The sequence below is a fragment of the Bacillus cereus G9842 genome, from assembly GCF_000021305.1.
GTDB lineage: Bacteria > Bacillota > Bacilli > Bacillales > Bacillaceae_G > Bacillus_A > Bacillus_A thuringiensis_S.
The window spans coordinates 5,036,230-5,055,726 of sequence record NC_011772.1 but is presented as its reverse complement, the minus strand read 5'-3'; the positions used below and the strand labels follow the sequence as shown (position 1 = coordinate 5,055,726).

The window sequence follows — 19,497 nt, the reverse complement described above, 5'->3', positions numbered from 1 at the left end:
AATAAAAAACGTGTATAAAGTCGATAGCTTACTATTTTATAAGTAGGTTATCGGCTTTTTTGAGTTTTTACGGGATTTGAAGAAGGGTTTATAGTAGTGCTGGAGGTGATTGTTGATGCTGGCGGGGAAACAGTTGCTATTAGACGAACTTTCTTCAGATTTACAGAGGGAATTAAATGATTTGAAAAGGAAGGGAGAGGTCATATGTGTACAAGGTGTAAAAAAGAAGAATTCTAAATATATGTGCCAACGCTGCGGAAATGTAGATCAGCGGCTATTTGCGTCGTTTTTATGTAGAAGGTGCAGTAAAGTGTGCACATATTGCCGGAAGTGTATAACGATGGGGAGGGTAAGTGAATGTGCTGTACTTGTTCGCGGGATTGCTGAAAGAAAGAGAGAAAAGAAATTAAACTTGTTACAGTGGAACGGGAAGTTGTCTACTGGTCAGAATTTGGCGGCACAAGGTGTTGTAGAGGCTATTAAGCAAAAAGAATCATTTTTTATTTGGGCTGTATGCGGGGCTGGGAAAACAGAGATGTTGTTTTACGGTATTAACGAAGCGCTTCAAAAAGGAGAAAGAGTTTGTATCGCAACGCCGAGAACGGATGTTGTTCTGGAATTAGCACCGAGATTACAAGAAGTATTTCCATATATAAAGGTAGCGGCTTTATATGGAGGGAGTGTGGATAAAGAAAAAGATGCAGTACTAGTCGTTGCGACCACGCATCAATTATTGCGTTATTATAGGGCGTTTCATGTCATGGTTGTAGATGAGATAGATGCTTTTCCATATTGTGCAGATCAAATGTTACAGTACGCGGTAAAACAAGCGATGAAAGAAAGGGCGGCGCGTATTTATTTAACTGCGACTCCAGATGAAACGTGGAAGCGAAAATTTAGAAAAGGTGAACAAAAAGGTGTTATTGTTTCTGGACGATATCACCGTCATCCTTTGCCAGTTCCTTTATTTTGTTGGTGCGGGAATTGGAAAAAAAGCCTCATTCATAAAAGAATTCCTCGAGTTTTACTACAGTGGTTACAAACATACTTAAATAAAAAACATCCTATTTTTTTATTTGTCCCCCATGTGCGATATATAGAAGAGATAAGCCTGTTGTTAAAATCATTAAACAAGCGAATTGAAGGTGTACATGCAGAAGATCCGGGGAGAAAAGAAAAAGTAGCGGCTTTCAGAAAAGGAGAAATCCCATTATTAGTTACAACGACAATTTTAGAGCGAGGCGTAACGGTGAAAAATTTGCAAGTAGCGGTTTTAGGGGCTGAAGAAGAAATATTCTCAGAAAGTGCACTCGTACAAATTGCGGGCCGAGCAGGGCGGAGCTTTGAAGCACCGTATGGAGAGGTCATTTATTTTCACTATGGTAAGACAGAGGCGATGGTGCGCGCGAAAAAACATATTCAAGGTATGAATAAAAATGCCAAAGAACAAGGATTGATCGATTAATGCATTGTTTACTTTGTGATGAGTGTTTTGTAGAAAAGGTTAGTTGGTACACTTTTTTTGTAAAGTGTCATAGAAAATATATATGTGATAGATGTGAGCAGAAACTTTCCTATATTATAGGAGAAATTTGCATGGAGTGCGGCCGACCTTTAGAATTTGTTCCTGCCTCATTTCAAGAAGACGGTATTTGCATAGATTGTATAAGGTGGATGAATGAGGAGAAGTATCGTCCTTTTAAAAACCGTTCGTTATACATGTACGATAATGAGATGAAAGAAATAGTAGCACAGTTTAAGTTTCGGGGTGATGCAGAGTTAGTGCGCATTTTTTATCGTCCTTTTCGAAGTTTATTTCAAAAGTATTTTGCTGATGTTTCAACCGTTATCGCTGTTCCGCTTAGTAAGGAAAGGGAAGTTGAACGTGGCTTTAATCAAGCAGAGTTATTAGCAACTTGTTTGCCTGTCCGTATTTCTGATTTTTCCTTAAGACGGCGAGAAACAGAAAAGCAAAGTAAGAAGACGCGTAAAGAAAGGGTGTCAGGAAGCAATCCTTTTTATTTTCAGGGAGAAGAGATGTTTTGTGGGCAACATATTTTACTCGTTGATGACGTGTATACGACAGGAATTACAGTTAGGCAAATCGGAAGTTTGTTATATGAAAGAGGGGCAAGGGAAGTATCTAGTTTGACACTTTGTAGAAGTTAATATGGCAGTGTCGAAAGGGATAATAAAAAGGCGATAAGTCTTCTTTGACTTCATATGTTGTCATTCGTTATAGTCAAAATATGGGGCGAATGCCCTGATTTTTAGAGTGAAGGGAATGGAATGAACATGCAAGGACGAGTGAAATGGTTCAATGCAGAAAAGGGATTTGGATTTATTGAGCGCGAAGATGGTGACGATGTATTTGTCCATTTTTCTGCTATTCAACAAGATGGGTATAAGTCATTAGAAGAAGGGCAACAAGTAGAGTTTGACATTGTAGATGGAGCACGTGGACCACAAGCAGCTAATGTTGTAAAACTGTAGGAATATTGTTTTTGGGAAGAGAAAGCTGCATTTGTGGCAACGTTATATATATGGTAGAACCTCTTGTTTTTCGCAAGGGGTTTTTTGTTATAGGGTAAGTTGTCAAAAAGTTGTTTCTTTTCTGTAACGAATTGGCCACAGTTATATTCGTTATTCACGATGTTAATAGGATAAAATAAAGATAGAAACGATGCATCTTTTCATTTCAACAAAAAACGATAAAAAAATCGCAATTCCACTAATTTTTTTAAAAAAGTTAGAAGGAGTTTTTAAGCCAGTGTCGAAATTATAGTACATAGGCTTGAAAGGAGGAATTCATCTATGAAATTCAACATTCGTGGTGAAAATATTGAAGTAACTCCAGCATTAAAGGAATATGTAGAGAAAAAACTAAGTAAGTTAGAACGTTATTTTGATACATTCCCAGAGATTAAAGTTAATTTAAAAGTATACTCTGACAAGCAACGTGTCGAGGTAACAATACCATTTACTGATTTATTACTTCGTGCAGAAGAAACTAATAGCGATATGTACGCTGCTATCGATTTAGTAGTTGATAAAATTGAGCGACAAATTCGTAAACATAAAACAAAAGTAAATCGTAAGTTACGTGAGAAAGGTTCTATGAAAACAAACTTTATCCTTCCAGAAGCAGTAGCTGTTATGGATGAGGTAGAAGAGGATGAATTAGAACTTGTACGTACAAAACGATTCGATTTAAAACCGATGGACGTTGAAGAAGCGATTCTACAAATGGATATGCTAGGACATAATTTCTTCGTCTTCACAAATGCTGATACAAATGAAACTAATGTTGTATACGGCCGTAAAGATGGGAAATATGGTTTAATCGAAACTAAATAATAATTCAAAAGCGCAGCCGAATGAGGCTGCGCTTTTTTTGCTGAAAATAGATTTTTAAAAAACTTTTCTTAATTTAGAACGAGACATTCGGCCGATTGTTGTCATAGTTATAAGACAAGTGTTACAATTATCATTAGGTATATACATTTTAGTTTTTTAATTAGGAGAAAAATTGGCATAACATACATTTGATTTTTACAACGACTGATTGTAATAGAGAAAAAGAAAAACAATCGGAAGTTTTATTTTAATAAAAGAGGAGCGTATTTCCTATGATCGGTATTTTAAAAAAGGTGTTTGATGTAAACCAACGCCAAATTAAACGTATGCAAAAGACAGTTGAGCAAATTGATGCATTAGAGTCATCTATTAAGCCACTAACTGATGAACAATTAAAAGGAAAGACGCTTGAATTTAAAGAACGTCTAACAAAAGGTGAAACAGTAGATGATCTACTACCTGAAGCTTTTGCAGTTGTTCGCGAGGCGGCAACTCGTGTTCTTGGAATGCGTCCATATGGCGTACAGTTAATGGGTGGTATTGCCTTACATGAAGGGAATATTTCTGAGATGAAAACGGGTGAAGGTAAAACGTTAACATCTACATTACCTGTATATTTAAATGCTTTAACAGGAAAAGGTGTTCACGTTGTTACAGTCAATGAATACTTAGCACAACGTGATGCGAACGAAATGGGACAACTTCATGAGTTCCTTGGCTTAACGGTAGGAATTAACTTAAATAGTATGTCACGCGAAGAGAAACAAGAGGCTTATGCTGCTGATATTACGTATAGCACAAATAATGAGCTTGGATTCGATTACTTACGTGACAACATGGTTTTATATAAAGAGCAGTGCGTTCAACGTCCACTTCATTTTGCTATTATCGATGAAGTCGATTCTATTTTAGTCGATGAAGCACGTACGCCGCTTATTATTTCGGGACAAGCTCAAAAATCAACAGAGCTATACATGTTTGCAAATGCATTCGTTCGTACGTTAGAAAATGAAAAAGAGTATTCATTTGATGTGAAAACGAAAAATGTAATGTTAACAGAAGATGGTATTACGAAAGCAGAGAAAGCTTTCCATATTGAAAACTTATTCGATTTAAAACATGTAGCACTTCTTCACCATATTAATCAGGGGCTTCGTGCACACGTTGTTATGCACCGTGATACAGATTATGTTGTACAAGAAGGCGAAATCGTAATTGTAGACCAATTCACTGGTCGTCTTATGAAAGGTCGTCGTTATAGCGAAGGATTACACCAAGCAATTGAAGCAAAAGAAGGTGTAGAAATTCAAAATGAAAGTATGACACTTGCGACAATTACATTCCAGAACTACTTCCGTATGTATGAAAAATTATCTGGTATGACTGGTACAGCGAAAACAGAGGAAGAGGAATTCCGTAACATTTACAATATGAACGTTATTGTAATTCCAACAAACAAACCGATTATTCGTGATGATCGTGCTGATTTAATCTTTAAATCAATGGAAGGTAAGTTCAATGCTGTTGTTGAGGATATTGTAAATCGTCATAAACAAGGGCAACCTGTTCTTGTAGGTACAGTTGCAATTGAAACTTCAGAGCTTATTTCAAAAATGTTAACACGTAAAGGTGTACGTCATAACATTTTAAATGCGAAAAACCATGCGCGTGAAGCAGATATCATTGCAGAAGCTGGTATGAAAGGTGCTGTAACGATTGCAACGAATATGGCTGGTCGTGGTACAGATATTAAGCTTGGAGACGATGTGAAAATCTTCGGTCTAGCAGTTATCGGTACAGAACGTCATGAAAGCCGTCGTATTGATAATCAGTTACGTGGTCGTGCTGGTCGTCAAGGGGACCCTGGTGTGACGCAGTTCTACTTATCAATGGAAGATGAATTAATGCGCCGATTTGGTTCAGATAATATGAAAGCAATGATGGATCGTCTTGGTATGGATGATTCTCAGCCAATTGAAAGTAAAATGGTTTCTCGTGCGGTAGAGTCTGCACAAAAACGTGTTGAAGGAAATAACTATGATGCACGTAAGCAGTTATTACAATACGATGATGTACTTCGTCAGCAACGTGAAGTTATTTATAAGCAACGTCAAGAAGTAATGGAATCGGAAAACTTACGTGGCATTATTGAAGGTATGATGAAATCTACAGTAGAACGTGCTGTTGCGCTTCATACACAAGAGGAAATTGAAGAGGATTGGAACATTAAAGGTCTTGTTGACTACTTAAATACAAACCTTCTTCAAGAAGGAGACGTAAAAGAAGAAGAATTACGTCGCCTTGCTCCTGAGGAAATGAGCGAACCGATTATCGCGAAATTAATAGAGCGTTACAATGACAAAGAAAAGCTTATGCCAGAAGAGCAAATGCGTGAGTTTGAGAAAGTTGTTGTATTCCGCGTTGTAGATACAAAATGGACGGAGCATATTGATGCGATGGATCACCTTCGTGAAGGTATTCATTTACGTGCTTACGGTCAAATTGATCCACTTCGTGAGTACCAAATGGAAGGATTTGCGATGTTCGAGTCAATGGTTGCTTCTATTGAAGAGGAAATTTCTCGTTACATTATGAAAGCTGAAATTGAACAAAACTTAGAACGTCAAGAAGTTGTTCAAGGTGAAGCTGTTCATCCATCTAGCGACGGCGAAGAAGCGAAGAAAAAGCCAGTTGTAAAAGGTGACCAAGTGGGCCGCAACGATTTATGTAAATGTGGTAGCGGTAAAAAATATAAAAACTGCTGTGGTATTGTTCAGTAATATAGGGCGGTAGCTTTGGCTGTTTTGCAAACTTTTATATCAAAAATGTATAATTAAGAAGGGTTAAACTCTCTCCGTAATAAGTGGAGAGAGTTTCCCTTGTTTTCATACGAAAGTAACAGCAATTACATAGAGGTGAAGGAAATGGAATTAGTAGAAATTAGACAGGAATTAGAGAAAATGGCTAAGCGATTAGCGGCTTTTAGGGGGTCTCTTTGACCTTCCTACTAAGGAGAAACAAATTGCAGAATTAGAAGAAAAAATGATGAGCGCAGGATTTTGGGATGACCAACAAGGCGCGCAAGCTGTAATTAATGAAGCGAATGCGTTAAAAGATATGGTTGGAAGTTTCCGTCAATTAGATGAAACGTTCGAAAATTTAGAAGTAACGCATGAGCTTTTAAAAGAAGAATACGATGAAGATTTACATGAGGAATTAGAGTCAGAAGTAAAAGGCTTAATTCAAGAAATGAATGAGTATGAGCTTCAGTTACTATTAAGTGATCCTTATGATAAAAATAATGCAATTTTAGAATTACATCCAGGTGCAGGTGGAACTGAGTCACAAGACTGGGGTTCTATGTTATTACGTATGTATACACGTTGGGCTGAAAAACGTGGATTTAAAGTAGAAACGGTTGACTATTTACCAGGTGATGAAGCTGGTATTAAGAGTGTAACTTTATTAATTAAAGGTCATAACGCTTACGGTTACTTAAAAGCAGAGAAAGGTGTACATCGTCTTGTACGTATTTCACCATTTGATTCTTCAGGTCGTCGTCATACATCGTTCGTATCTTGTGAAGTTGTACCAGAGTTCAATGATGAAGTTGAAATCGAAGTACGTACAGAAGATTTAAAAATTGATACGTACCGCGCAAGTGGAGCGGGTGGGCAGCACGTTAATACGACAGATTCAGCAGTTCGTATTACACATACACCGACAAATACAGTTGTAACGTGTCAGTCAGAGCGTTCACAAATTAAAAACCGTGAGCATGCGATGAAGATGTTAAAAGCGAAATTATATCAAAAGAAACTAGAAGAGCAACAAGCACAATTAGATGAAATCCGCGGGGAACAAAAAGAAATCGGATGGGGTAGCCAAATCCGTTCTTACGTATTCCACCCGTATTCTCTTGTAAAAGACCACCGTACAAATACGGAGGTTGGTAACGTACAAGCAGTTATGGATGGAGAGATTGATCCATTTATTGATGCTTACTTACGTTCTCGCATCTAATAAGTGAAAAAAAGCCAACTAAATTGTTGGCCCACGCTGAGGATATAGAGGATATAAAGAATTTGATTTTATTTTTATAGATGAAGTAAAGAGGAAGAGAAGTTGGAAACGACAACTTCTCTTTTTGATGGGATTATATGTAGATTACAATGGTGTATATTGTTTTGTAAAAAGTAGAGAATAGTAAAATAGAGCGATAATAGGGTAAAGATTTATATAGAACATTTCTAATTTTCCTTTTAAAAAGGATTCTTTATAGAAGTTTTTTAAGCTGTTCACAGAATTGAAACAACTTATGAAAGCTTTATTTTATCAAGGTTCTCACTGTATTTTTGAGGAATATGAAATACACCTTAGTTTTTCTATATAAAGATAATGCTTATAATGAAAATGAGTGTGTTAGGAATAAAAAGAATATCAACAATGGGGAGCGATAGAAGTGAAAAAGAAATTGTTGGCTATTGCGCTAGGGACATCGGTTGTTTTTGCTTTAGGAGCATGCGGAAATAAAGAAGAGAGTAAGTCTTCGAAACAGTCTGCAAGCACAGACAGCGCAGAACAAATTTTCCAAAGAAGTTGTGCTGGATGTCACGCGACAGATTTATCAGGGGCAACTGGACCTGATTTAAGAAAAGTAGGCGGTAAGTACGACGCTGCAGATATCGAAGAGATTATTAAAAAAGGCCGCGGTTCAATGTCACCAGGACTTATTCAAGGTGAAGATGCGAAAAAAGTATCTGAATGGTTAGCTGAACATAAATAAAAAAGGTGAACTGGACGAGTTGATAATATAGGTCAACTCGTTTTCCTTTTCATTTATGTAACATAACTGTAACAAAAATGTATCCGAACTGGAAACCGTTTGATGTTACAATGGGGTTTGTAGAATTTTGCTGAAATATATTACATAGAGTGGTATTGCTTATGAGAAAGCATAAGTAAACTACCTTCAACAAGGATGACTAAGTGAAAATGAAGGATGTCTTTTATTTTCAGATGTACAGAAAAGTATTTCGAAAAAAATCATTAAGTATTGGGTGATAAATAATGATAAAAATGACGAATGTTTATAAGGAGTACCCGAATGGTATGAAAGCCATTGCTGGTCTTACAGTTAACATTAAACAAGGTGAGTTCGTATACGTAGTTGGACCGAGTGGAGCCGGAAAATCTACATTTATTAAAATGATGTATCGTGAAGAGAAGCCATCTACAGGATCAATTAATGTAAATGGACTTGTTATTGAAACATTGGCAGAAAGAGATGTTCCATATTTTCGTCGTCAATTAGGCGTAATTTTCCAAGATTTTAAATTACTACCTAAATTAACGGTATATGAGAATGTTTCGTTTGCTTTAGAAGTAATTGAAGAAGAACCAGATGCAATTCGTGAGCGTGTAACAGAGGTTTTAGGTCTTGTAGGTCTTGAAGATCGTGCAGATGCAATTCCAAGTGAACTTTCAGGTGGAGAGCAACAACGTGTTGCGATTGCAAGAGCGATTGTAAATCGACCAAAGGTTGTAATTGCTGATGAGCCAACAGGTAACTTAGATATTGAAACAGCTCTTGATATTATGAAGATTTTTACTCGCATTAATGAGCGTGGTACAACAATTGTTATGGCGACGCATAATGCAGATATCGTAAATACAATCCGTCATCGTGTAATCGCGATTGAAGGCGGAAAAATTGTTCGAGACGAGATTGAGGGAGGATACGGATATGAAGGCTAAGACCCTTAGTCGACATTTGCGAGAAGGTGTAAAGAATCTATCACGTAACGGATGGATGACATTTGCTTCTGTTAGTGCAGTAACAGTTACATTATTACTTGTAGGTGTCTTTTTAACAGCGATTATGAATATGAACCATTTTGCGACGAAAGTAGAGCAAGATGTAGAGATTCGTGTACACATTGATCCAGCTGCGAAAGAAGCTGATCAAAAGAAATTAGAAGAAGATATGAGTAAGATTGCAAAAGTAGATTCTATTAAATATTCTTCTAAAGAAGAAGAGTTAAAACGTTTAATTAAAAGCTTAGGTGATAGCGGAAAAACGTTTGAGTTATTTGAACAAGATAACCCACTTAAAAACGTATTCGTTGTAAAAGCAAAAGAACCAACAGATACAGCGACAATCGCGAAGAAGGTTGAAAAAATGCAGTTTGTCAGTAATGTTCAGTACGGAAAAGGGCAAGTTGAACGATTATTTGATACTGTAAAAACTGGTCGTAACATTGGGATTGCGTTAATTGCTGGTCTTTTATTCACAGCAATGTTCTTAATCTCTAACACAATTAAAATTACAATTTATGCTCGTAGTACAGAAATTGAAATTATGAAACTTGTTGGTGCAACAAACTGGTTCATTCGTTGGCCATTCTTGCTAGAGGGGTTATTCTTAGGAGTATTAGGATCAATTATTCCAATTGGCCTAATTCTAGTTACGTATAATTCGTTGCAAGGTGTGTTTAACGAAAAACTTGGCGGAACAATTTTCGAGCTTCTACCATACAGTCCTTTCGTATTCCAATTAGCTGGTTTACTAGTGTTAATCGGTGCGTTAATCGGTATGTGGGGAAGTGTAATGTCAATTCGTCGTTTCTTAAAAGTATAAAAAGTTGCAAACATAATTCGTACAAGCTTATCATATAGTAGAAATAGGTAAAGGCATCACACACTGTGTGATGCCTTTTGCTACACCACCTGTGTGTTTTGGAAAGGGGAATTCCGCATTGAAACGTAGAGTTGCAATTATTGGAATGGTTGTTGCATTTTTAATTGGTGCTGGCGGAATGTTTGCAGGCATGTCTGTATTTGGGGTTAACCCAGCAGAAGTAACGCAAACAATTTCGAGTGGGAATGCTAGCACTGCGCAAGGGAATTTGGCAAAAATTAATGAGGCGTATGCACTAATTGATTCACGTTATGTGGAAGACGTGAAAGATGAAAAGTTAGTTGAAGGTGCAATACAAGGCATGTTGTCTACGCTGAAGGACCCTTATTCCACGTATATGGATAAAGAAACAGCCAAACAGTTTAGTGAATCGCTTGATCCTGAATTAGAGGGGATTGGGGCTGAGGTGAACAAAACGGACGATAAGCTTATTATCGTATCGCCAATTAAAGGTTCACCAGCAGAAAAGATAGGAATTAAACCGAATGACCAAATTTTATCTGTAGATGGAAACAGTGTGAAAGACTTATCACGTGAAGAAGCAGTATTAAAGATCCGTGGTAAAAAAGGAACGACTGTCGCAATTGAAATTAAACGTGCGGGAGTAACTGATCCGATTGTATTTAAAATTAAGCGTGAAAAAATTCCGATCTTTACAGTGTTTAGTTCTGTGAAGCAAGAGAGCGGAAGAGATATCGGTTATATGCAAATCACTTCTTTTGCTGAAAATACAGCGAAGGAATTTAAGGATCAGTTAAAAGAGTTAGAGAAGAAAAATATAAAAGGCTTAGTTATTGACGTGCGTGGTAATCCTGGTGGCTATTTAAATAGTGTAGAAGATATACTGGGAGAAATTATGACGAATAAAAAGCCGATGCTACAAGTAGAGCAGCGAAATGGTGAGAAGAAGAAATTCTCTACGGAACTGAAAGAGAGAAAACCATATCCAATTTCAGTATTAATTGATAATGGAAGTGCTTCTGCTTCAGAGATTTTAGCTGGTGCACTGAAAGAAGGAGAAGGATACGATTTAATTGGTGAAAAGACATTTGGTAAAGGTACTGTCCAGCAAGCTGTTCCATTTAAAGACGGTAGCAACATTAAATTAACGATGTTTAAATGGTTAACACCGGATGGGAACTGGATTCATAAAAAAGGAATCGCGCCAACAGTAGAAGTGAAGCAACCAAATTATTATCATGCGACACCAATTCAAATTGAAAAAACACTTTCATACAATTCAAATGATGTACAAGTAAAACATGCTCAAGAAATGCTTAAGAGCTTAGGATATGTACCAGGTCGTGAAGATGGATACTTTAGTAAAGAGACAGAATCAGCGCTGAAAGCATTCCAAAATGCGAATGAAATGGAAGCGACAGGACAGCTTGATAAAAAGACAGCTGAAGCGATTCAAACTAAAATTATCGAAAAAATCCGTTCTGGAGAAAATGATCTACAATTACAGTCAGCATTAAAATTAATGGCAAAATAAGAAGAAATACAGGCAGTTTGCTGCCTGTATTTTTTTGTGTTAAACAAACGTTTGTTTAGTTATGATAATATAAAAAGAAAGAATGATATAAATGGTGGTGAATGAGTTCGTGGAGTCGTGGATTTTTGAAATAATGCGGGCAGTTGGACGTTTTTTCTTACACCCTGCTGTCTATATATTTGTAATAAGTAGTATCTTCGTTGGATACTTACGTATGTTAAGAGAACGAAAAGATTTTTCTTTTAAAGTTTATGATATTTGGTTTGAACTGCGAACCTCTCTATTTGCAGGGATTGGATACGGATTAGTAGTATCTATTATTACGATTGGGCTTGGACTTGTTGTTTCTAAAGCAAGCTTATGGGCCATTTTAATTTGGACATTACTATTTGGATTAACGGCTATGTATCGATATTTATCAGCGGCTTATACATTTAGCATTGCGATTGTATGTGTTCTATTATCTTCTAAGCTACCAGTTTCCTTCTTACAGCTTCGAGAAGGTGAAGAGAATACCATTGTATCCCTTGCTATTTTGCTAGGCGTTATGCTTATTGTAGAAGGCTTATTGATTTCTAAAAACGCAGTAGGATATTCTACACCGAAGATTAGGAAGGGGAAGCGTGGATTAAAGATTGGTTTACACGAATCAAAGCGTTTATGGATCGTTCCTATTTTTATTCTTGTACCGGGTGATGCGGTAACGCAGTTTATTTCATGGTGGCCTGTCGTTTCAATAGGTTCAAATACATATTCTCTATTTCTCGTTCCATTTTTAATTGGATTTATGAGAAAGATTAAAAGTTATGAGCCGACGGAAGCTTTATTATTTACAGGAAGACGTGTTTATGGGTTAGCAGGACTTGTGCTCGTTTTAGGAATCGCAAGTTACTGGTGGCATGTACTTGCAATTATCGCGATGGGAGTCGCAATGCTTGGGCGTTTCACAATTTCGATGCAAGAGAAAATTACTGATGAAACAAGACCAGCGTATTTTGCTGCACGCAATGATGGGCTCGTTGTACTAGATACAATCCCAAATACAATTGGAGCAGAGCTAAAATTACTACCTGGAGAAATTATTACGAAAGTAAATGGAGTCATTCCAAAAAGCGCCGAGGAATTTTATGATGCGCTTCAAACGAAGACGACAGGAGCATTTTGTAAATTAGAAGTATTAGATACAAATGGTGAGCTTCGTCTTGCACAAACTGCATTATATGCTGGTGGACATCACGAATTAGGTATTGTATTCGTTGAGCAGGAGCATGAGTGGGATTCGGAAGCGATGTAATAGAAGGAATGGTATCACCTTGTGGTGGTACCTTTTTTGTTTTGGGGGAGGGTAGTTAGTAAATGAAATTTATATCGGCGATTATTTGAATATATCGACTCTCTGGAAAAAATGACAAATACCAAAAATCTTATTTTTAGTTTCATAGACGGATAACTTGAATAATTATTTGATAATGGTTATCATTTAGAGAGTCTTTTTAATTTTGGAAAATGGAGGTAAGATATGCTGCGTAAATTTTTTTCTTACTATAAACCGTATAAAGGTTTATTTATACTCGACTTTTCTTGTGCGGTTGTCGCAGGATTACTAGAACTTGGCTTCCCGCTTATCGTAAATCAATTTATTGATAAGTTATTGCCAGGACAAAACTGGACGCTTATTTTATGGGCTTGTTTCGGTTTACTTGCAGTGTATATATTAAATGCAGGCTTACAATATGTTGTTACATATTGGGGACATATGCTTGGTGTTAACATTGAAACGGATATGAGGCAGAAATTATTTGATCATATTCAAAAGCTATCATTTAGATTTTTTGACAATAATAAAACAGGTCATTTAATTTCACGTCTTACAAACGACTTAATGGAAATTGGGGAAATTGCTCACCATGGACCAGAAGATTTATTTATCGCTATTATGACTTTAGTTGGGGCATTTTCATTTATGATGATGATCAACTGGAAGTTAGCGCTATTAACGTTCTTCGTCATTCCATTCTTATTATGGTTAGCACTTTACTTCAACAAAAAAATGACAGGTACATTTAGACGTTTATTCTCAGACGTTGCTGACTTCAATGCATGTATTGAGAATAATGTTGGTGGTATTCGCGTAGTACAAGCATTTGGAAATGAAAAGTTTGAGAAAGAGCAATTTGCTGTTAACAACGCTCGTTTCCGCACAACGAAATTAATGGCGTATAAAATTATGGCATTAAATTCATCGATTAGTTATATGCTCATGCGTCTCGTAACACTCTTCGTCTTAATATGCGGTACATGGTTTGTTCTGCAAGGTGAATTAACGTACGGTGGATTTATTGGATTCGTTCTATTAACGAATATTTTCTTCCGCCCAATTGAAAAAATTAATGCGGTAATCGAAAGCTATCCGAAAGGGATCGCTGGTTTTAAGAGATATGTAGAGCTTCTTGAAACAGAGCCAGATATTGTAGACTCTAAAGGTGCGATGGAAGTTAAACATGTACATGGTGATATTCAATATAACAACATTACGTTCGGATATGAAAATAAAGAACCGATTTTAAATGACATTAGTTTGAACATACATGCAGGTGAAACGGTTGCGTTCGTTGGACCATCAGGAGCTGGAAAAACAACGTTATGTAGTTTACTCCCACGTTTTTATGAACAATCGTCTGGTTCAATCCGAATTGATGGTATTGATACGAAAGATATGACATTATCTTCACTTCGTAAACAAATTGGAATTGTGCAGCAAGATGTGTTCTTATTCTCAGGAACGATTCGTGAAAATATTGCTTACGGAAATTTAAAGGCGTCAGAAGCTGAAATTTGGCAGGCGGTAAAACGTGCGCAGTTAGAAGACTTAATTTACTCACAACCAGACGGTTTAGATACCGTTATCGGTGAGCGTGGTGTGAAACTTTCTGGTGGACAGAAACAGCGTCTAGCGATTGCTCGTATGTTCTTGAAAAACCCACCAATTTTAATATTAGATGAAGCGACTTCTGCATTAGATACAGAGACGGAACTAGCGATTCAAAAATCGCTTGCAGAACTATCTGTCGGCCGTACAACATTAGTTATCGCTCACAGGCTTGCAACGATTAAAAATGCAGATCGTATCGTCGTTGTAAATAAAGATGGTATTGCAGAACAAGGTTCGCATGAGGAACTAATTGAGCAAGGCGGAGGATACAGCCGATTATACGAAGCTCAGTTCAGTTCATAAATATAATTTCTGCTGAATTAGTGCACCATAAGTAAGTGAAAATCTTATATGGGAGGCTATAAAGCATGATTGTAACAACAACGTCTACAATTCAAGGAAAAGAAATTATTGAGTACATCGATATCGTCAATGGAGAAGCGATTATGGGCGCGAATATCGTTCGTGACCTTTTCGCTTCTGTTCGTGACGTTGTCGGCGGTCGCGCGGTGCTTATGAAAGTAAATTAAAAGAAGCGCGCGACATCGCAATGGAAGAAATGAAAACTTTCGCAAGACAAAAAAATGCGAATGCAATTGTTGGTATCGACGTGGATTACGAAGTAGTTCGCGAAGGAATGCTAATGGTTGCGGTGAGCGGGACTGCTGTCCGTATATAAAAGTGAAAAAGCCGTGCTGATGCACGGTTTTTTCACTTTTATTAATGCTATTCTGTGTCGAAGTTCCAATATTTCTTGGGAAATGCGGAAGGCCTTGTCGATATATAGGGAAGACATTAGAGCGCTTCTTTACATTTTCGGATTTGAACTAATAATGTTTCGTATTCTTGTTCGAGAGATGTGATGTCATCGTGATGATTTGGTATGGAAATTCGGCCGATGATTTCTGTTAATTTTGTTTGTAATCGTAATAATTCTTGTTCAGTAACGTTTACAGAATCCCCGGTTGTTCTTTTTGTGTATTGCTCGTAATTACCATGGAATATTCTTGGTTCACTCTCATCTACTTGTAGAATATGGTCTGCAACAGAGCGAATAAAGGCACGGTCATGGCTAATGAAAAGTATTGTGCCAGGGTATTCTTGTAACATAATTTCTAATTCTTCTTGCGTCGCTAAGTCTAAATAGTTTGTCAAACTTATTTCTGTTCGCTATTTTTGAATTTATTATTATACAATTGTGCTTTTGCCAGCGCCTCAGCATCGTTTTGGATTTCATCTAGTCCATTCGCATCCCCAATAATATATCCTTCAAATGATGAACCAACAAAATCAAAGATGTATTGAAACTGAGCGATAAGCGGCAATGCTTTCAGTTTTGGATTGTCTCCGCCAACGATGACAACATACATTTTTTTGCCTTTCATTTTTTCTTTGAAATGAAGAGATGTATCGCGCAAGCTTTGTGACCAACGATCGACGAAGTTTTTCATATGTCCGCTCATTCCGTACCAGTATAGCGGTGTAGCAAAGATAATTGTGTCGTGCTCTAACATGCGTTTCGTTAACTGCTCATAATCATCATTTACAGGTTGGAATCCTTCTGCATCATGACGCTTATCTGTAATAGGATAGACTGTGTGATCACGTAAATAAATTTGTTCTGTTTCAATTCCATCAATCATCATATGTGTTAAAGCTTCCGTATTTCCGTTTTTTCTTGAACTGCCATGTATAACAAACATGTAATCATCCCTTTTCTTTTGCTTGTTTTAGGAGTGAAACGTGTTTTTGCAAATTTGTTTGAATGTTGGAAAGCAATGAGATTTGCTTTGTTACTTCATTGAGTTTATCTTCATAAAGCGTAAGAATGCTGCTGCACGGATTGTCGTATAGGTGCGGTTCAATTGCAAGGCAACGCAGCATCCTTGCCGTCTCTTCTAAATTTAAGCCAATTTGTAAGTACATTTGAATAAGCTCCACTTTTTCGATGGCACTTTTATCAAAATCACGGTAGCCATTTGCGAGGCGCTTAGAAGGGAGTAGTCCCTTTTCTTCGTAATGTCTTAGTGATCTTTCACTAACGCCAGTTTCTTTTGATAATTCTCCAATTCGCAATGTGTTTCACTCCTTTTACATGTATTGTAAACCTTCACACTAATGTGAAGGTCAATGCTGTTTTTTCGCAAAAGAGTCTACATGATTTAAAAACACCTGAATGGCTTTAGACGGGATGAAGTATTTGCCGCGCACGATGGAGAATGGACGGATGAGTTGTTCATTTGGAACTTCGACGTGGAATAGCTCTTTTGCCAGTAGCTCTTTTCGTACAGTCCAATCAGAAAGTATAGCGATGCCAAGTCCGGCACTAACTGCTTCCTTAACGCTTTGGATACTACTAAATGTAAAGAATCGTTTCATTTTCAAATGGTGTTGATGAATAAAGCGGTCACTATAAGCGCGTGTACCAGAACCACTTTCTCTTAATACCCATACTTGATCTTGGAGTGTACTTTCATTTATTTCATTTGTGCGGAGCAGTGGATGATTTGGAGGGACGACGAGCTTCATTTCATCTTGCATAAACGTTTCAACGTCAACGTCGGCGTATACGACTTGCCCTTCCACTAAGCCGATATCGATTTGATTAGAGCGAAGACTTTGTAAAACGTCTTCTGTATTTGAGATAAAGGTATGAACTTCGACGTGTGGATTTTCATTCGCATAGTTAGCCAGTATTTTTGGAAGTAAGTATTCGCCAATTGTGAAACTAGCACCGATGCGAAGAGTTCCTGTTACAACGTTATGTAATTCGTTAATTTCTTGTTTGGCTTCTTCGTAAAGAGAGAGCATTTGCTTTGCATGTATATATAGTATGTTTCCAGCCTCCGTCACTTGGACGTGCTTTGGGGAGCGCTGAATAAGAGTAGTGCCAAATTCGTTTTCTAAGTTGCGTATATGCATACTTACGCCAGGTTGTGAAAGGTTTAATAATTCTGCTGCACGTGAGAAGTGTTTCTGTTCAACGACAGTAACAAATATTTTTAAAATGTCTACGTTCATGTAATGGGCTCCTTTCTTTTTCTATCATCTTATCATAAGTATTTCTGATGATAGAGATTTGGTATTGATATTAAACTTATTATAGAAACTCTCTTATAATGTAAGTAGAAAGAACATGCATGTTCCAATACGATTATTGGGGTGGTACAAGGTGGAACAAACACTTGTTATACAAAAGAAGAAGGGCTTTGGATTTTCGCAAGGAATTGGGATTACATTATTAATCGCAATTGCCGCGAAATATTTAGCTGGGCTTCCATTTTTAAATATTATGGGACAATTAGTAATTGCTATTCTAATTGGGATGGTTTGGCGCGCTGCAATTGGAGTTCCTCATGATGCGATTGCAGGAACGAACTTTGCGAGTAAGAAGTTACTGCGCTTTGGGATCATCTTACTTGGAATGCGATTAAATCTTGTTGATATTGCGAAGGCGGGGCCGAAAGTATTGGTCATCGCGGCGGTTGTTATTACATTTACTATTTTTGTTGTGTACGGACTAACGAAAGTATTTAAAGTAGAAAAGAAACTTGGGATTTTAACAGCATGCGGTACGGCAATTTGCGGCGCGGCCGCGGTTGTGGCAATTGCACCGCAAGTGAAAGCAAAAGATGACGAAACAGCAGTTGGAGCAGCGATTATCGCAATTTTAGGTACTATATTTACGCTTATTTATACGTTATTATATCCAGTGCTTGGTTTATCTCCATACGGTTACGGTGTATTCTCAGGTGCGACGCTGCATGAGATCGCCCATGTCATCGCAGCTGCGGCACCAGGAGGAAGCACGGCTGTAGACATCGCAGTTATCGTGAAATTAACGCGCGTTGCAATGCTTGTGCCAGTAGCGATTTTAATTGGATTATGGTTTGGTAAGAGTGAAGGTAGCGAGGAAAAAAAATCGTGGCGCGATCTTCCAATTCCGTGGTTCATCTTCGGATTTTTAGCGATGAGTGCAGTGCATTCGCTCGGGGTTATACCAGAAGTTGTTGCCGGCTACATTGTTGTCATTGCTTACATGCTGATTGCAATGGCGATGGCGGGGCTTGGTTTAAATGTAGAGTTTAAAACGTTCCGTAAGTTAGGAAGTAAGGCATTCGTGGCGGGGCTGATCGGCTCGGTTTGCCTTTCTATTCTTGGATACGTTCTTGTATATGCGTTAGGATTTATGTAGTAGGACGAAGAAGCTGTTCCAAAAGATATTTTGGGACAGCTTCTTTCTTATGCTTATAGTGCTATCGATGTCGATATATTAAAAAAACGCTGATATAAATTGAACTACTCTTGTACTTTGTTAGAGTAGATGTTTAGTGAAATGTTTTTCTAAAATTTGTAAGGATATCTTTACTTGTTGCTGGAAAATATTTATAATTTAAGTAAAGATATCTTTACTTTTGAAGGTGGATCCTATGGGTGTGAAAAATAAAATAAAAGAGTTAAGAAAGCAAAATCATATAACACAAGTTGAAATGGCAAAGGCGATGCAGGTGACGCGGCAGACGATAGTGGCGATTGAAAATCATCATTACAATCCGAGTCTAGAGTTATCCTTAAAAATCGCCAAGTATTTTGGAGTGAAGGTGGAGGAAATCTTTACGCTGGAGTAAGGGAGAAAGAAAATAAATGATAAGTTTGAGAGATTTCAATTAGATTAAACGTTTAAATATATAAGGATTGGTTTTGGTTTATTGATAAGTATCGCATCAACGAGCGTGTTAGCAACAAGGAATAGATAGAAAAAAGGGGAACTGGGATGGGATTACCGGTATTATGTGTCGCTACGGCTATTTTTGCTTTGTTTTGGGGAATGCAGAACTTCTCTCGTAATCCAGTGCCAAGTATTTGTATTATGCTCGGTACTGTCGGTTTATCATATTATTTATTAGTTTCAGCTCATTATCATAAAACAGCAACGAGTGTTGTTGTTGGAGCACTTATTTTATTTTGTGGGCGCGCCATACAAAAGGGGTTATTTCCATAAAAGCTGTTTAT

General features: G+C 37.4%; 19 protein-coding genes and 2 pseudogenes. 17 read left to right on the top strand and 4 right to left on the bottom strand.

What is annotated here, in order from left to right; genetic code table 11:
- The first annotated feature begins 115 nt into the window (after window positions 1-115).
- The 13 genes and pseudogenes from comFA to BCG9842_RS25630 all read left to right on the top strand — a co-directional run bounded on the left by comFA (window position 116) and on the right by BCG9842_RS25630 (window position 15,163).
- Window positions 116-1,465: an ATP-dependent helicase ComFA gene (gene comFA / locus BCG9842_RS25690; RefSeq protein ID WP_002083580.1), complete on the top strand. Its 1,350-nt coding sequence runs from the start codon at window positions 116-118 to the stop codon at window positions 1,463-1,465.
- Window positions 1,465-2,169 (top strand): ComF family protein, encoded by a 705-nt coding sequence (locus BCG9842_RS25685; protein ID WP_042596636.1) that lies wholly within the window; start codon window positions 1,465-1,467, stop codon window positions 2,167-2,169. The genes comFA and BCG9842_RS25685 overlap by 1 nt, the downstream gene beginning before the upstream one ends.
- 126 nt (window positions 2,170-2,295) lie before the next feature.
- Window positions 2,296-2,493, top strand: coding sequence for a cold shock protein CspC (cspC, locus tag BCG9842_RS25680; protein ID WP_001990088.1), 198 nt, complete (start codon window positions 2,296-2,298; stop codon window positions 2,491-2,493).
- A 321-nt stretch (window positions 2,494-2,814) separates the two neighbouring features.
- A complete protein-coding gene (gene hpf, locus BCG9842_RS25675; RefSeq protein WP_000671187.1) occupies window positions 2,815-3,357 on the top strand; it encodes a ribosome hibernation-promoting factor, HPF/YfiA family in 543 nt (180 codons plus the stop codon).
- A 272-nt stretch (window positions 3,358-3,629) separates the two neighbouring features.
- On the top strand, window positions 3,630-6,137 hold the full coding sequence (gene secA, locus BCG9842_RS25670) for a preprotein translocase subunit SecA (RefSeq protein WP_000579374.1): 2,508 nt from the start codon (window positions 3,630-3,632) through the stop codon (window positions 6,135-6,137).
- Window positions 6,138-6,281: 144 nt separating this feature from the next.
- A protein-coding gene (prfB, locus tag BCG9842_RS25665; protein ID WP_097807990.1) for a peptide chain release factor 2 occupies window positions 6,282-7,380 on the top strand; the annotation gives its coding sequence in 2 pieces (ribosomal slippage) (window positions 6,282-6,353 and window positions 6,355-7,380; 1,098 coding nt in all).
- Window positions 7,381-7,819: 439 nt separating this feature from the next.
- Window positions 7,820-8,143, top strand: a complete 324-nt coding sequence (gene cccB, locus BCG9842_RS25660; protein ID WP_000727971.1) for a cytochrome c551 — start codon at window positions 7,820-7,822, stop codon at window positions 8,141-8,143.
- Between the two features lie 284 nt (window positions 8,144-8,427).
- Window positions 8,428-9,114, top strand: coding sequence for a cell division ATP-binding protein FtsE (ftsE, locus tag BCG9842_RS25655; RefSeq protein WP_000594331.1), 687 nt, complete (start codon window positions 8,428-8,430; stop codon window positions 9,112-9,114).
- Window positions 9,104-9,997: a permease-like cell division protein FtsX gene (gene ftsX / locus BCG9842_RS25650; RefSeq protein ID WP_000645028.1), complete on the top strand. Its 894-nt coding sequence runs from the start codon at window positions 9,104-9,106 to the stop codon at window positions 9,995-9,997. The genes ftsE and ftsX overlap by 11 nt, the downstream gene beginning before the upstream one ends.
- A gap of 118 nt (window positions 9,998-10,115) precedes the next feature.
- The gene (locus BCG9842_RS25645) at window positions 10,116-11,552 is read left to right on the top strand and encodes a S41 family peptidase (protein WP_000830306.1); all 1,437 of its coding nucleotides are present in this window, start codon (window positions 10,116-10,118) and stop codon (window positions 11,550-11,552) included.
- A 91-nt stretch (window positions 11,553-11,643) separates the two neighbouring features.
- Complete coding sequence (locus tag BCG9842_RS25640) at window positions 11,644-12,846, top strand: PDZ domain-containing protein (protein ID WP_000261257.1); 1,203 nt, start codon at window positions 11,644-11,646, stop codon at window positions 12,844-12,846.
- Window positions 12,847-13,071: 225 nt separating this feature from the next.
- Window positions 13,072-14,787 carry an ABC transporter ATP-binding protein gene (locus BCG9842_RS25635; protein ID WP_000944607.1) on the top strand — a complete coding sequence of 572 codons (1,716 nt, stop codon included), beginning with the start codon at window positions 13,072-13,074 and terminating at the stop codon, window positions 14,785-14,787.
- Between the two features lie 65 nt (window positions 14,788-14,852).
- Window positions 14,853-15,163, top strand: a pseudogene (locus tag BCG9842_RS25630) (heavy metal-binding domain-containing protein).
- 116 nt (window positions 15,164-15,279) lie between these two features.
- On the opposite strand, the gene BCG9842_RS25625 reads toward BCG9842_RS25630, so the two are convergent.
- Genes BCG9842_RS25625 through BCG9842_RS25610 form a run of 4 tightly spaced genes read right to left on the bottom strand, consistent with a single transcriptional unit; the run spans window position 15,280 to window position 17,505 of the window.
- On the bottom strand, window positions 15,280-15,639 hold the full coding sequence (locus BCG9842_RS25625; protein WP_000186323.1) for a hypothetical protein: 360 nt from the start codon (window positions 15,637-15,639) through the stop codon (window positions 15,280-15,282).
- Window positions 15,640-15,641: 2 nt separating this feature from the next.
- Window positions 15,642-16,187 (bottom strand): flavodoxin family protein, encoded by a 546-nt coding sequence (locus tag BCG9842_RS25620; protein ID WP_000497589.1) that lies wholly within the window; start codon window positions 16,185-16,187, stop codon window positions 15,642-15,644.
- Window positions 16,188-16,191: 4 nt separating this feature from the next.
- Window positions 16,192-16,560, bottom strand: a complete 369-nt coding sequence (locus BCG9842_RS25615) for a MerR family transcriptional regulator (protein WP_001219213.1) — start codon at window positions 16,558-16,560, stop codon at window positions 16,192-16,194.
- A gap of 51 nt (window positions 16,561-16,611) precedes the next feature.
- A complete protein-coding gene (locus tag BCG9842_RS25610; protein WP_001100016.1) occupies window positions 16,612-17,505 on the bottom strand; it encodes a LysR family transcriptional regulator in 894 nt (297 codons plus the stop codon).
- Window positions 17,506-17,656: 151 nt separating this feature from the next.
- Between BCG9842_RS25610 and BCG9842_RS25605 the strand changes: the two genes are divergently transcribed.
- The 4 genes and pseudogenes from BCG9842_RS25605 (at window position 17,657) to BCG9842_RS25595 (ending at window position 19,486) form a co-directional block, all read left to right on the top strand.
- Window positions 17,657-18,679, top strand: a complete 1,023-nt coding sequence (locus tag BCG9842_RS25605; protein ID WP_000438423.1) for a YeiH family protein — start codon at window positions 17,657-17,659, stop codon at window positions 18,677-18,679.
- Window positions 18,680-18,914: 235 nt separating this feature from the next.
- Complete coding sequence (locus BCG9842_RS25600) at window positions 18,915-19,112, top strand: helix-turn-helix transcriptional regulator (RefSeq protein ID WP_000538364.1); 198 nt, start codon at window positions 18,915-18,917, stop codon at window positions 19,110-19,112.
- Window positions 19,113-19,169: 57 nt separating this feature from the next.
- A pseudogene (locus BCG9842_RS32080) lies at window positions 19,170-19,241 on the top strand (ATPase); the annotation flags it as partial.
- Between the two features lie 17 nt (window positions 19,242-19,258).
- Window positions 19,259-19,486 (top strand): hypothetical protein, encoded by a 228-nt coding sequence (locus BCG9842_RS25595; RefSeq protein WP_000524123.1) that lies wholly within the window; start codon window positions 19,259-19,261, stop codon window positions 19,484-19,486.
- Window positions 19,487-19,497 lie beyond the last annotated feature (11 nt).